We start from the raw sequence: 13,839 nt of genomic DNA, 5'->3' as shown, positions 1-13,839 counted from the left end.
AGCGTCCTTCTCCCCGTCACTATCCGGGGAGAAGTGCCCGGCAGGGCGATGAGGGGCAGCGCAGAGCTGCAGCTGCTGGTGCGGTTGCACCGATCGCCAAGACCGCCTAACAGAAGGCTGAACAATCAACCTTCAGGTGCGAAATCCGTATGACCGCCCTTAAGCTTATCGCGCTCGACGACCAGGATCTGAGCATCGTTTCGGCTCATGTCCAGGATGCCGTGCTGAAAGTCAGCGACCTCGAATTCCTCCCCGCGGCCAAGCGTTTCCTGCTGACCATGAACCGTTTCGTCTGGGAGGCAAAATCCGGCCTGTTTCGCCAGCATAATGAGCGACGGCAGGCCGTGCTGCATTTCGACCGCGTGCTCGGGGCCAAGACCAGCGGTATTGACCGCGACAAGCCTGCCGAAGTCCTGTCGCTGCTGGCGATCAGCTTCATCGAGATCAGCAAGCCGGCCGGCATCGTCGAGCTGATCTTCTCGGGCGGCGGTGCGATCATGCTCGACGTCGAGTGCATCGAGGCCCGTCTTGCCGACATCGGCGGGGCGTGGGAAGCCACCTCGCGCCCCATCCACAAGGCCTGAGCGTCCGATGGCCATCACGCTTCGTCAGTCCGATACCGATTTCGAGCAACGTTTCGCCGCCTTCCTCACGACCAAGCGGGAGGTCTCCGCCGATGTCGATGCCGCGGTGCGCGACATCATCGCGCGCGTGCGCGCGGAGGGCGACGCGGCACTGATCGACTATACGCGGAAATTCGATCGCGCCGATTTGACCGGCCTCGGCATTGCCGTGTCTAAGGAAGACATCGCAACCGCCTACGAAACGGCCGACCCAAAGACGATCGAGGCGCTGGAGTTCGCGCGCGACCGCATCCGCTCGCATCATGAACGGCAGCGGCCGAAGGACGATCGCTATACGGATGCCGCCGGCGTCGAGCTCGGCTGGCGTTGGACGGCGATCGAGGCCGTCGGGCTCTATGTGCCGGGCGGTACGGCGAGCTATCCGAGCTCGGTGCTGATGAACGCCGTGCCGGCCAGAGTGGCCGGCGTCGAGCGCATCGTCATGGTCGTGCCGGCGCCGGGCGGCATCATCAATCCGCTGGTGCTGGTGGCAGCGGACATATCAGGCGTGTCCGAAATCTACCGCGTCGGCGGCGCGCAGGCGATCGCCGCCCTCGCCTATGGCACCGAGACAATCCGGCCGGTCGCCAAGATCGTCGGCCCGGGCAATGCCTTTGTCGCGGCAGCCAAGCGCCAGGTTTTCGGCACCGTCGGCATCGACATGATCGCCGGGCCGTCGGAAGTGCTTGTCGTGGCCGACGGCAGCAACGATCCGAACTGGATCGCTGCCGACCTGCTGGCCCAGGCAGAACACGACGCTTCGGCGCAGTCGATCCTGGTCACCGACGATCCGGCTTTCGGCATCGCGGTCGAACAGGCGGTCGAGCGCCAGTTGCAGAGCCTGCCACGCGCTGAAACGGCAGCGGCGAGCTGGCGCGATTTTGGTGCCGTGATCCAGGTGTCGACCATCGACGCCGCGCTGCCGCTGGTCGATCGCATCGCCGCCGAACATGTCGAACTGGCCATCGACGACGCCGAGGGCTTCCTGTCGCGGGTGCGCAATGCCGGTGCGGTCTGTCTCGGCCGCCACACGCCGGAAGCGATCGGCGACTATGTCGGCGGCTCCAACCATGTGCTGCCGACGGCGCGCTCGGCGCGTTTCTCGTCCGGCCTGTCCGTGCTCGATTTCGTCAAGCGCACGTCGATCCTCAAGCTTGGACCGGAGCAGTTGCGTATCTTGGCGCCGGCGGCGATTGCGCTGGCAAAGGCGGAGGGTCTTGACGCGCATGGACGCTCCGTCGCCATACGGTTGAACATGTAGGCGGCGATGTCTGGCCCCGATCAAACCCGCGCCAGGCTGATCGATGTCGAACTCGATGAATCGATCGGCCGGTCAACGCCGGATGTCGAGCATGAACGCGCGGTGGCGATCTTCGACCTGATCGAGGAGAACAGTTTCCAGCCCGTCAATGACAGCGGCGACGGCCCTTACCGGCTGAAACTGTCGCTGGCCGAGCAGCGCCTGGTGTTTGCCGTTGCGCGCGAGGATGGCACCGCCGTCGTCACCCATATCCTGTCGCTGACGCCGCTCCGGCGCATCGTCAAGGATTACTACATGATCTGCGAAAGCTACTACGACGCCATCCGTTCCTCGACGCCGAGCCATATCGAGGCGATCGACATGGGCCGCCGCGGCCTGCACAATGAAGGTTCGCAGACGTTGATGGACCGGCTGTCCGGCAAGATCGACATCGACTTCGACACGGCGCGCCGGCTGTTCACGCTGGTCTGCGTGCTGCACTGGCGGGGCTGGCCCTGTCGCCCGGCGCCCTGCCCCGTTCGATCCTGTTCCTGTGCGGCATGAATGCCGTGCGCTCGCCAATGGCGGAGCAGCTGGCGCGCCGGATGCTGCCCGCCACCGTCTTTGTCGCTTCGGCCGGCGTTCGCGCCGGCGAGCGCGATCCGTTCGTCGATGCGGTGCTGGCCGAAGAAGATCTCACGCTGGGCGAGCGCCACCCAAGGACGATGGACGATCTCGAGGACGACTATTTCGACCTGATCGTCACGCTGGCACCCGAAGCGCACCACGCCGCACTCGAACTCACCCGCTCGCTCGCCGTCGAGGTCGAATATTGGCCGACGCCGGACCCGACCGACGCCGGTGGCACGCGCGAACAGATCATGGCAGCGTACCGGGACGTCCGCGAGCGGCTGAAGGTGCGCATAGGCCGACGTTTCTTGCTTCCAGAGGCAAAAAACGCGACGGATTAAGCGTGTTCACAAGCGGACGATTATCATATAGGTTCCGCCGAAATTCCGGCCAGGGTGCTGGAACTACCATCCAAGCAAAGGTATCGAATGCCGAAGGAAGAAGTCCTCGAGTTTCCGGGTGTCGTGACGGAATTGTTGCCGAACGCGATGTTCCGGGTAAAGCTCGAAAACGAACACGAAATCATCGCCCATACGGCCGGCCGCATGCGCAAGAACCGCATCCGCGTGCTGACCGGCGACAAGGTTCTGGTCGAGATGACGCCATACGACCTGACCAAGGGCCGCATCACCTATCGTTTCAAGTAAGCAAAGCCCGACTGGTCCGCGATGAGCATTTTGCAGAAGCTGGTGCTTGCCTCGGGTTCGCCGCGCCGAATCGAGCTCTTGCAGCAGGCCGGGATCGAGCCGGACCGCGTGCTGCCGGCCGATATCGACGAAACGCCGCTGCGTGCCGAGCATCCACGCTCGCTGGCCAAGCGGCTGTCGAAGGAAAAGGCCGAGAAGGCGTTCGCCTCACTGAAGACCGAAGCCGACTATGCGCCGGGTTTCGTGCTGGCCGCCGACACGGTGGTTGCCGTCGGGCGGCGCATCCTGCCCAAGGCAGAAACCCTCGACGACGCTGCCAACTGTCTCGGGCTGTTGTCGGGCCGTTCGCATCGGGTCTATTCCGGCATCTGCCTTATCACCCCGGGTGGCAAGCTGCGCCAGCGCCTGGTCGAGACGCGGGTGCGTTTCAAGCGGCTGCCGCGCGAAGAGATCGACGCCTATATCGCCTCGGGCGAATGGCGCGGCAAGGCGGGCGGCTACGCCGTCCAGGGCCTCGCCGGCGCCTTCGTCGTCAAGCTGGTCGGCTCCTACACCAACATCGTCGGGCTGCCGCTCTATGAGACCATCGCGCTGCTGAGCGGCGAAGGCTTCAAGGTGCATGGCGGCTGGCTGGCGGGAACCCGGCTGTGAATTCCGATCCCAAAGTCACGCCCTTGCGCCCAAAGCGCCCCTGTCCCGAATGCGGCAAGCCCTCGGCGCGCGACAGCTTTCCGTTCTGCTCGACGCGCTGCAAGGACATCGACCTCAACCGCTGGCTGAAGGGCGCCTATGTCATCAAGGCCCGCGATGACGAGGAAGAGACGGATCCCGACGCTCCGAAATGAGGTCGTCAGGCGGCCTCGGTCTTGCGCGCCACCCGCGCCCAGCCCGGCAGCCAGTCGCCGTGAGCGGCCAAGAGATCATCGACCAGTGACCAGATCTGGTCGAGATCGAGTTCGGCCGCGGTGTGCGGATCCATCATCGCCGCGTGGTAGATGTGCTCGCGGTTCTCGGTCATCAGAGCCCGCACCGTCAGTTCCTGCACGTTGATGTTGGTGCGGATCAGCGCGGTCAATTGCGGCGGCAGCTCGCCTATATAGGTCGGCTGGATGCCGGAGGCATCGACCAGGCACGGCACTTCGGCGGCGCAATCGCGGGGCAGCGAGGTGATGCAGCCATTGTTGCGGACATTGCCGTAGATCACCGACGGCTCGCCGGTCCAGACTGAATTCATGATCGAGGAGGCATATTCCCGGGACTGCTCTACCTCGATGCGATCGGCCGAGCGATAGGCTTCAGCCTGTCCCTTCCAGCGCTCGATCTGCTCGATGCAGCGCTTGGGATATTCATCCAGCGGGATGCCGTATTTCTCGATCAGGTCGGGGCGGCCCTCCTTGATGAAATAGGGCGTGTATTCGGCAAAGTGCTCCGAGCTCTCGGTGACGAAATAGCCGAGCCTGGTCAGCATCTCGTAGCGCACCTTGTTGGGACAGCGCGGGTTCCAGCCGGGCTTGGGCGCGCGGCCTTCGCGATAGGCGCGCACGAGATCTGGGTAGAGGTCGCGGTAGGAACCGTCCGGCTGGCGATGCTCGAACTTCAGATAGAACGCCATGTGGTTGATGCCGGCCGAGCGATAGCGGATCTCTTCGTAGGGAAGGTCGAGGTCTTCAGCCAGTTCCATTGCCGTGCCCTGCACCGAATGGCAGAGGCCGACCTGCCTGATCTCAGGGTATTTCTCTGCTATCGCCCAGGTGTTGATCGCCATCGGGTTGACATATTGCAGCATGATCGCATCGGGGCAGACGGCGAGCATGTCTTCGCACACCTTCCACAGATGCGGCACGGTCCTTAAGCCCCGCATGATGCCGCCGACGCCGAGCGTGTCGGCGATCGTCTGGCGCAGGCCGTATTTCTTCGGCACCTCGAAGTCAGTGACTGTGCAGGGCTCGTAGCCCCCGATCTGGAAGGCGACGACGACGAAATCCGCGCCGGCCAGCGCCTTGCGCTGATCCGAATGGGTCTCGGTCTTCGCCTTGACGCCAAGCGTCGCGATCAGCTTGTTGACGACAATGGCGCTCTCTTCCAGCCGCTGCGGATTGATGTCCATCAGCGCGATCGTCGCGCCGGACAGCGACGGGCGCTGCAGCACGTCGCCGACAATGTTCTTCATGAACACCGTCGAGCCGGCGCCGATGAACGTGATCTTGGGATTTCTTGCCATGCTAACCTCCGGCATATGTTCAGGCCACATCGAAAGCGGCCCTGACGAGCCGTTCGGTGTAAGCGGTCTTGGGATTGGACAGGATGTCGTCGACGGGGCCCTGCTCGACGATCTTGCCGTTCTGCATGACGATCACGCGATGGCACAGCGCACGCACCACCTTGAGGTCGTGCGAGATGAAGAGGTAGCTGAGGCCGCGCTCGTCCTGCAGCTTGCGCAGGAGGTCGATGATCTGCGCCTGGACGGAGAGGTCCAGCGCCGATGTCGGCTCGTCGAGCAGGATGAATTCTGGTTCAAGCGCTATGGCGCGGGCGATCGCAATGCGCTGCCGCTGGCCACCAGAGAATTCGTGCGGAAACCGCGACAGTATATCGCCCGGCATGCCGGCGCTGACCAGCGCGTCGCGCACCCGTTCGACCCGCTCGCGCCGCGTCGCCCCTATGCTGTTGACGATCAGCCCTTCCTCGATGATCTGGCCGATCGTCATGCGCGGGTTGAGCGAGGAGAACGGATCCTGGAAGACGATCTGCATGCGCGAGCGCAACGGCCGCATCTCGGCCCGCGACAGGCCGTGGATCGGCTTGCCGTCGAAACGGATCTCGCCGCGCTTGGCGTCGATCAACCGGAGCAGGGCCTGGCCGAAGGTGGTCTTGCCGGAGCCGGACTCGCCGACCAGCCCCAGCGTCTCATGACGACAGAGTTTCAGGCTGAGATCGTCGACGGCGACCAATTCGCGCCAGTCGGGTTTCAGAAAGGTGCCGTGGCGCAGCATGAATGAGACGCGCACGCCGCTGGCCTCGAGAATGGTGCCACAGCCCTCCGGCAGCGGCTTCGGCTGCCCATGCGGCTCTGAAGCCAGCAGCCGCCTCGTATAGGGATGCCGCGGGTCGGCGAAGAGCCGTTCGGTGACGTTGTGCTCGCACATTTCGCCATGCTGCATGACATAGACGTAGTCGGAGAACTGGCGCACCACGGTGAGGTCGTGGGTGATCAGGATCACCGCCATGCGCAGCTCTTTCTGCAGGCTGCGGATCAGGTTCAGGATCTGCGCCTGGACGGTGACATCGAGCGCCGTGGTCGGCTCATCGGCGATCAGCACGTCGGGATTGTTGGCCAGCGCCATGGCGATCATCACCCGCTGGCGTTGCCCGCCCGAGAGCTGATGCGGGTATTGTCTGAGCCGCGCGGCAGGATCGGGAATCTGCACGTGCTGCAGAAGTTCGAGCGCTCGCGCCCAAGCCTGTTTGCGGCTGACCTTACGATGCACCCGAATCGCCTCGACGATCTGGCTGCCGACCGTATAGATCGGGTTGAGCGAACTCATCGGCTCCTGGAAGATCATCGAGATGCGGTTGCCGCGCAGCTTGCGCCGGGCGCTCTCGGGAAATTTCAGGATGTTTTGCCCGTCATAACAGACGCTCGAGCCGGGCGACACCGTGGCGCGCCGCGACAGCAGGCCCATGACGGTGCGCGCCGTCACCGACTTGCCCGAACCGGATTCGCCGACGATGGCGATCGTCTCGCCGCGATAGAGCTGGAACGAGATGTCCTTGACCGCTTCGACGACGCCATGCTCCACCTTGAAGGCCACGGCGACGTTGCGGGCATCGATGATCGGCTGGTCCTGGCGTCCGTCATGGTCGTGACGGACGATCGGTGCGAAGGATTCGGCGAGCGCGACGGTCATCTCAGCACCTCAATAAGGGTCGACGGCGTCGCGCAGGCCGTCGCCAAGCGCGTTGAAGGCAAAGACGGTGACGAGCACGAAACCGACCGGCGACAGGATCCAGGGATAGGTGCCGATGACGGAATAGGTCGCGGTGTCCTGCAGCATCAGGCCCCACGAGATCAGCGGCGGCTTGACGGCGAAGCCGAGGAAACCGAGGAAGGATTCGAGCAGCACCACGGTCGGGATCGCCAGCGTCACGGCGACGATCACATGGCTCATCACATTGGGGAAGATGTGCTGCATGATGATGCGCCGGTCGGTGGCGCCGACCGCCATGGCGGCGCGCACATACTCGATCCGCGCCAGCGCCAGCGTCTTGCCGCGCACTTCGCGCGACATCTGCGCCCAGCCCAAGGCCGACATGACGATGATGACGAAAGCGAGGAAGACGTTGGTGGGAGCGGTGACCGGGATCAGTGTCGTCAGCGCCAGATAGAGCGGCAGCTGCGGGAAGGCGAGCACCAGTTCGACGAAGCGCTGCATCCAGACATCGAACCTGCCGCCGAAATAGCCGGAAACCATGCCGACGATGGTGCCAATGACGGTGATGATGAAGACGACCGTCAGGGCGATCATCAGCGAGACGCGCGAGCCGTGGATGGCGCGCGACAGCACGTCACGGCCGAACTTGTCGGTGCCCAGGAAATGCACCGGCTGGCCGTCCAGCGAGCCGAACAGATGCCGGTCCGCCGGCAGCAGCCCAAACAGCTTGTAGGGCGCGCCATGCACGAAGAAACCGAGCAGCCTAGGATGATCATAGTCGGGGCCGACGACGGGCTGGAAAGTGACCGGATCGAGGTCCGCCGAATCGGCCAGCGCATAGACCCTCGGCCGTGCGGTGAAACCGCCGTCTCTGTCATGGAAGCTTGGCACCTGCGGCGGAGCGAAGCCGACATCCGTGACCTTCGGGTCCATTGGCGCGATGAATTCGGCTAATACGGCCATCACCAGCAGCAGCACGACGAGCCAGAGCCCGGCCATGCCGGTCCAGGAGCGCTTCAGCCGGCGCCAGACAAGCGCCATGTAGCTTTCGTTGCCATGCGCCGGTTTGGCGACGATGGGCCCTTCGGCAGGCAGCGGTGGAGGGGATGGATCGCGCGCCAGCATCTCAACGCTCCCCGAACTGGCGCACGCGCGGATCGAGCAGCACGAGCAGCATGTCGGCGATGATGTTGCCGACGATGAGTGTCGCCGACAGGACCATCATGAAGGTGGCAGTGACATAGACGTCGCCGACAGCCATGGAGCCGACGATCGCCGGGCCGACGGTCGGCAGTGCGAAGATGATCGCCGTCTCGATCTCGCCGGTCAGCATATAGGGCAGCACCACGCCCTGATACATGATGAGCGGATGCAGCGCGTTGGGCACGGCGTGGCGCATGACGACGGCAGCACCCGTCAGCCCCTTGGCCCTTGCCGTCTCGACATATTGCGCGTTCAGCGTATCGAGCAGATTGCCGCGCATGACGCGCATATTGTAGGCGAGGCCGCCGAAAGTGGCGATCGCCACCACCGGCCAGACATGTTTGACGAGGTCGACGAATTTGGCCCACGACCACGGCGCACCACCATATTGCGGCGAGAAGAATGAGCCGATCTCAGACACGTTGAACTGGAAGACCAGGAGATAGACGATGATCAGCGCCATCAGGAAGCGCGGCACCGTCATACCGAGGAAGGAGATGGCCGACAGTGTCGAGTCGATCCAGGTGTATTGCCTTGTCGCCGCCCATATGCCGAATGTGATGCCCAGCACCGAGGCCAGCAGATGGCAGACCAGCGCCAGAAGGAGCGTGCGCGGCAGGCGCTCTCCGACCACATCGGCGACCGGTTTGTTGTAGTACAGGCTGTAGCCGAAATCGCCTCGAGTGACGATGCCGACGATCCAGTTGAGATACTGCACGGGCAGCGGCTTATCGAGGCCATGCTCGATGCGATAGGCCTTTGCCTGCGCGTCGGCCTCGGCAAAGGAAGCTCCACCCTGGTTGATCGCCTGCGAACGGATGTAGTCGGCATAGTCGCCCGGCGGCGCCTGGATGATGGCAAAGGTGGCCAGGCTCAAAATGGCGAGGACCGGGATTGCCGACGCTATGCGCGTGAGCAGGAATCGCAGCATGGACGGTTCGTTCCTTGTCTCGCCGATCGCGCCCTTGGTTGCGTCCGGAGGTTGGTTTGTCCGGCCGCGCCAGCGGCGCGGCCGGAGGTCTCTCAGTCAGGGAGGTAAACCTAATTCATCAGCCCCTTCTCTCCGGGTTTGCCGGGCAGCTCATCGGGGAACAATTCATATTTCGCCTGCTTGTCTGCGGCGACAAACACCCGTTCGCGGATGATCGAATCCTCGGCCCAGTTGAACATGAAGATCGGCGTGCCCTGCGGAATGTTCGAGAAGCGCTTGTTGACGATCAGCGCGCCGGGATATTCCGTCAGGCCGACATTGTAGACGTGCTCCGTCGAGATCTTCTGGAATTGTTTCATCAAGCTGGCGCGCTGGTCATTGTCCTGCGTGGAGACGAACTTGTTGACGATGTCGACGAGGTCCTTTTCGAACGGCATCACGTCGACCTCGCCATTTTCCGGCGCACGATGGTCCCAGCTGGTGCGCGGGCCGACAGGGGCAAGCTGCACGGTGTTCTGCACCACCGAGGTCAGTTCCTGTTCGTTGCGCCGGACCAGCCAATCGAAGCGGCCGGAGTATTGCGAAGCGTCCCGCTGGGTGCCGTTGAGGCCGTTGAGCACGACCCGCAGCCCGAGCTTTTCCATCTGGGCGACGACGCCTTCGGCAAGGCTCTTGTCGGTCGTGTAGTCGTTGTTGACCAGCATCACGATCTCGACATTCTTGCCGCCGGCGGTGCCGGAAGGGAAATTCACGAAGCCGTCGCCGTCCGTGTCCTTGAGGCCGGCCTTGGCGAGTTCCGCCTTGGCGCCATCGAGGTCGAAGGGGTAGTAGACCGTCGAATTGCGGTCGTAGAAGCTGGTTCCTGACGACAAGCCGCCGGGATAGATGGCGGTGAACGGCCCCTTGACCAGCGAGTCGCCGAGCGCCTTGCGGTCGAGCGCCATGGTGACGGCCTTGCGGAAATCCTCGTTGCGGTTCAGCTCGCGGATCGCCTGGCCGCGTTCGTCCGGATTGCCCCAGCCATTGGCGGAAAAATTAAAGCGCAGATTGTAGCCGATGAGCCGCGGGCCGAAAGCAAGACGGGCAGGCGCGTTCGCCTCCGCCGCACGCTTCAGCGAGGCGACGAAGTTTTCCGGCTGCTCCAGATTGGAAAAATCAGCCGCGCCGGCCACCGCCTGGACGTCGCGATCGGCCCAGGTCGACAGCTTGTAGTGCAGTTCGTTGAGATAGGGCAGTTGATTGCCCTTTTCGTCGACCTTCCAATAATAGGGATTTCGGCGCATGACGATGATATCGTCCGGCCGGTATTCGACCGGGACCCAGCCGCCCATCACCGGCATGTTCATGAATTCCGGCGGGAAGGCATTCTTGAACTGATCGTAGGTGTTCTTCGAATATTTCGGATGCTGCGGCTTCAGGATGTGCGCGGGACCAGGACAGAAGGTGCCGTAGGCCATGGCATACAGGTACTGCTTCGGGAAGGCGTCCTTGAAGGTCCATTCGACGGTGTAGTCGTCGATCTTCTTCAACGTCGTGCCGACGCCGAAGGTTTCCGGCGTGGCGCCGTTCAGCGGCGAGACGTTGGGATCGACGACCTCGTCGTCCCAGTAGAACATAACGTCGTCGGCGTTGAACGGCACGCCGTCCGACCACTTCGCGCCTTCGATGAGGTGCATGGTCAGCTTGTGGCCATCGCTCGACCAATCCCAGCTCCTGGCCAGGTTCGGCAGCGGCTCGGTGTCCTTGGCCTCGACCTGGAACAGCGGGGCGGTGCGCGTCAGGCATTCGGAGAGGCCGATGTCGATGCCGCCCCAGCCTTGCGTCTGACCGGCGCCGTAGTTCCAGCCTTCCGGCCGCCCGCCGATGACGTGGCGCATCGTATCGCCATAGACGCCGATGCCGTCTTGCATATTGCCCGTCTTGAAGACCAGCGGCTCCTTCGGCAGCCTGTCTTTCACCGGCGGAAGCTTGCCGGTCTTGACGTATTTCTCGGTGACCCAGTCCGGCTCGTGATATTCGGGAAGCGCCTTGAACTCCAGAATGGAGTCGCGCGCGACATAATTGATCTTGCCTTCGGCGGGAAACGGTGTCGGCGCCGGCGGAACCGTCGGCTCGGAAGCGTAAGCACTGAGTGCCGAGACCGAGACGCTCAGCGCCAGTCCGGCAGCAAGGCCGATATTGCGTAAATTCCTCACTGTCTCTCTCCCTCTTGTTTGTCCGGAGCGTTTGCACCCGCTCCGCCTCTCCTCGAATTCAAACGGCTTCGTGGCAGTGGATCCGCCTCCCATGGATCCACCATCACCGCATGAATTTCCAGCCGGCCCGTTTCAGCCGGCCCGTTTCAGCCGGCTTGCTTCAGCGCGGCTTTTTCGGCGCGCAATTCCTCGATCGAGCGAACGCTGCGCCGTGCGGCGCCCGCCCACTCGCGGGTCTTCACCTTGGATGTCGACAGCCGCTCCCTGGCGGCCGGAACCGCATGGGCGTATTGCGGCAGCCAGGCTGCCTGGGCGACGACCATTTCGTCGACCATCTGCCAGACCTCCTCCGGCGTCGAAACCGCGCCGACCAACGGGTCATGCAGCACGGCGAGCTTCAGAAGATCGATGTCGCCTGATATCGCGGCATGCACCGACATGCGCTGGACGTTGATCGAAGCGATGCAGGTGGCGGCGCAAGCCTCCGGCAACGTGATGCCGGCGGCCATGTTGATGCCGAAACGGTCGACGAAGCCCGGCGACTCGATGATGGCATCCTGCGGCAGGTTGGTGATCACGCCATTGTTCTTGACGTTGAAGTGGCCGCGATAGACGCGGTTGGTCTCCAGCGCCTCCAATATGTGGCTGGCATGCTCGTTGGAGCGTTTCTCGCGGTCGATCGGCTTGGACGCCGCTTCGAGGAACTGCGGATATTCCGTCTCGAACCAGTTGCGGGTTTCGGTGGAGTAGCGGAGATAGCCGCCGGTCTCGCCGTGAATCCAGTCGGACATATCGATCCAGCGCGTGATCTCGTCGGGACGTTTGCGGTACCAGGGCAGATATTCGGAAAGATGGCCGTTGCTTTCGGTCGAATAGACACCGAAGCGCTTCAGGACGTCGATGCGCAGCTTCTCCTGCCTGGAATAGACCGGATGCGCCTCGAAAGCGGCCACCAGTTCATCCTTGCCAATGGGGCGGCCGTTGAGGCGCAGGTCGATGAACCAGGTCTGGTGGTTGATGCCGGAACAGACATAGTCGAGCTCCTGCGTGGACTTCGCGCCAAGCACCTCGGCGATCTGCTCGGCGCCGTGCTGGACGCCGTGACAGAGCCCGACAGTGTCGACCTTGCCGTATTCGATCGCCGCCCAGGTGTTCATCGCCATCGGGTTGGCGTAGTTCAGGAATTTGACGTTCGTCTCGGCGACCTCGCGTATGTCCTTGCAGAAATCCAGGATCACCGGAATGTTGCGCTGGCCATAGAGAATGCCGCCAGCGCAGATCGTATCGCCGACGCACTGGTCGATGCCGTATTTCAAGGGAATGCGGATATCGTCGGCGTAGGCTTCGAGGCCGCCGACCCGCACGCAGCTGATGACGTAGCGAGCGCCTTCGAGCGCCTTGCGGCGGTCTGTGGTCGCCGTCACCCTGGTCGGCAACCTGTTCGCCTCGACGATCCTGTCGAGGATCGCCTTGATCATCTGAAGATTGTGCTCGCTGACATCGGTCAGCGCGAATTCGATGTCCTTGAATTCGGGCACGCACAAGATGTCGGTGAACAATTTCTTGGTGAAGCCGACGCTGCCGGCACCGATGATAGCGATTTTGAAACTCATCAGCCGCACCTCATTCCATTTCGAATTGCAGGCAAGGAATGACAATGGAGGCTGTAGCCACATGCCGCGACATGTATGCAGGACAAGCCGGAATCCGGCTCGCCAACCTCCCTGTCCGCTCCTTGACTGCGGATCTCTCTCGCTTTTCGATGGGGATTATGCGCTTATTCGCGAGCGCGACCAGAGAAGGATTATGCTTTCAGGGGTAATTTTGTGCTGCATGATTTGATAGAACACGGACAGTCCATGCGCACGATCTCGCTGCCGCGCGGCCGCCAGCGCCTGCACGCCATGCCGACGAGCACGGGCTACGAAGTGCGCGAGGACGAAATCTACGACTGGGACGGCCGCAAGCGCGGTCAGACACCGTTCACCGTGCTCCAGCACACGATCAGCGGGACTGGCCGGCTGCGCTACGAAAACCGCAACTACCGCTTGCAGAAGAACGACACATTGCTGGTGCTGGTGCCGCACAACCACCGCTACTGGCTGGCTGGAGATGAGCGCTGGGAATATTTCTGGATTTCGATGAACGGCGAGGAAGCGCTGCGCATCCACAAGTCGATCCTCAGCGTCTCGGGTCCTGTATTTCGGCTGCAGCCGGCGACAATCGATCATCTTGCCGATTGCAGCTTGCGCCTGATCAAAGGCGCCGCTTCGCCGGGTGCTGCTTCCGCGATAGCCTACGAGGCTGCGATGGCGCTCTATGACGATGTCTTCGGTTCCCATGCCTTCGCCGAAAAACTAAGCGCCATGCAGCCGGTCATCGATCACATCAACGCCAATCTCGACAAGCCGCTGCCGGTGGCGGACCTGGTCCAGATC

At 62.9% G+C, this 13,839-nt stretch carries 14 protein-coding genes; 8 read left to right on the top strand and 6 right to left on the bottom strand.

Annotated elements, in window-relative coordinates; all coding sequences use genetic code 11:
- The first annotated feature begins 149 nt into the window (after positions 1-149).
- The 7 genes from EN932_RS14515 (at position 150) to yacG (ending at position 3,985) form a co-directional block, all read left to right on the top strand.
- Complete coding sequence (locus EN932_RS14515; RefSeq protein ID WP_013530200.1) at positions 150-584, top strand: DUF2948 family protein; 435 nt, start codon at positions 150-152, stop codon at positions 582-584.
- Between the two features lie 7 nt (positions 585-591).
- The gene (hisD, locus tag EN932_RS14510; RefSeq protein ID WP_128368884.1) at positions 592-1,884 is read left to right on the top strand and encodes a histidinol dehydrogenase; all 1,293 of its coding nucleotides are present in this window, start codon (positions 592-594) and stop codon (positions 1,882-1,884) included.
- Positions 1,885-1,890: 6 nt separating this feature from the next.
- Positions 1,891-2,427 (top strand): UPF0262 family protein, encoded by a 537-nt coding sequence (locus tag EN932_RS14505; RefSeq protein WP_128368883.1) that lies wholly within the window; start codon positions 1,891-1,893, stop codon positions 2,425-2,427.
- Positions 2,424-2,834: a low molecular weight phosphatase family protein gene (locus EN932_RS14500; protein WP_024504779.1), complete on the top strand. Its 411-nt coding sequence runs from the start codon at positions 2,424-2,426 to the stop codon at positions 2,832-2,834. Before EN932_RS14505 ends, EN932_RS14500 begins: the two co-directional genes overlap by 4 nt.
- 87 nt (positions 2,835-2,921) lie before the next feature.
- On the top strand, positions 2,922-3,140 hold the full coding sequence (gene infA, locus EN932_RS14495) for a translation initiation factor IF-1 (RefSeq protein WP_006200926.1): 219 nt from the start codon (positions 2,922-2,924) through the stop codon (positions 3,138-3,140).
- Positions 3,141-3,161: 21 nt separating this feature from the next.
- On the top strand, positions 3,162-3,791 hold the full coding sequence (locus tag EN932_RS14490) for a Maf-like protein (protein WP_013530196.1): 630 nt from the start codon (positions 3,162-3,164) through the stop codon (positions 3,789-3,791).
- Positions 3,788-3,985: a DNA gyrase inhibitor YacG gene (gene yacG / locus EN932_RS14485; protein ID WP_013530195.1), complete on the top strand. Its 198-nt coding sequence runs from the start codon at positions 3,788-3,790 to the stop codon at positions 3,983-3,985. Before EN932_RS14490 ends, yacG begins: the two co-directional genes overlap by 4 nt.
- Before the next feature lie 5 nt (positions 3,986-3,990).
- Here the strand turns inward: yacG and EN932_RS14480 are convergent, their stop codons facing one another.
- The 6 genes from EN932_RS14480 to EN932_RS14455 all read right to left on the bottom strand — a co-directional run bounded on the left by EN932_RS14480 (position 3,991) and on the right by EN932_RS14455 (position 13,014).
- Positions 3,991-5,361, bottom strand: a complete 1,371-nt coding sequence (locus EN932_RS14480) for an alpha-glucosidase/alpha-galactosidase (RefSeq protein WP_127367163.1) — start codon at positions 5,359-5,361, stop codon at positions 3,991-3,993.
- Between the two features lie 19 nt (positions 5,362-5,380).
- Complete coding sequence (locus EN932_RS14475) at positions 5,381-7,048, bottom strand: ABC transporter ATP-binding protein (protein ID WP_127368850.1); 1,668 nt, start codon at positions 7,046-7,048, stop codon at positions 5,381-5,383.
- Positions 7,049-7,057: 9 nt separating this feature from the next.
- Positions 7,058-8,197 (bottom strand): ABC transporter permease, encoded by a 1,140-nt coding sequence (locus EN932_RS14470; RefSeq protein WP_127368849.1) that lies wholly within the window; start codon positions 8,195-8,197, stop codon positions 7,058-7,060.
- A 1-nt stretch (position 8,198) separates the two neighbouring features.
- On the bottom strand, positions 8,199-9,206 hold the full coding sequence (locus tag EN932_RS14465) for an ABC transporter permease (protein WP_013530191.1): 1,008 nt from the start codon (positions 9,204-9,206) through the stop codon (positions 8,199-8,201).
- Between the two features lie 110 nt (positions 9,207-9,316).
- On the bottom strand, positions 9,317-11,401 hold the full coding sequence (locus EN932_RS14460; protein WP_013530190.1) for an ABC transporter substrate-binding protein: 2,085 nt from the start codon (positions 11,399-11,401) through the stop codon (positions 9,317-9,319).
- A gap of 146 nt (positions 11,402-11,547) precedes the next feature.
- Positions 11,548-13,014, bottom strand: coding sequence for an alpha-glucosidase/alpha-galactosidase (locus EN932_RS14455; protein ID WP_127384499.1), 1,467 nt, complete (start codon positions 13,012-13,014; stop codon positions 11,548-11,550).
- 246 nt (positions 13,015-13,260) lie between these two features.
- Between EN932_RS14455 and EN932_RS14450 the strand changes: the two genes are divergently transcribed.
- On the top strand, positions 13,261-13,839 hold a 579-nt coding region (locus EN932_RS14450; RefSeq protein ID WP_128368882.1), incomplete at its 3' end, for an AraC family ligand binding domain-containing protein.

This window comes from Mesorhizobium sp. M7A.F.Ca.US.002.01.1.1 (assembly GCF_004022955.1).
GTDB lineage: Bacteria > Pseudomonadota > Alphaproteobacteria > Rhizobiales > Rhizobiaceae > Mesorhizobium > Mesorhizobium ciceri.
The sequence above is the reverse complement of the archived record's forward strand: the minus strand, read 5'-3'. Positions and strand labels throughout refer to the sequence as shown.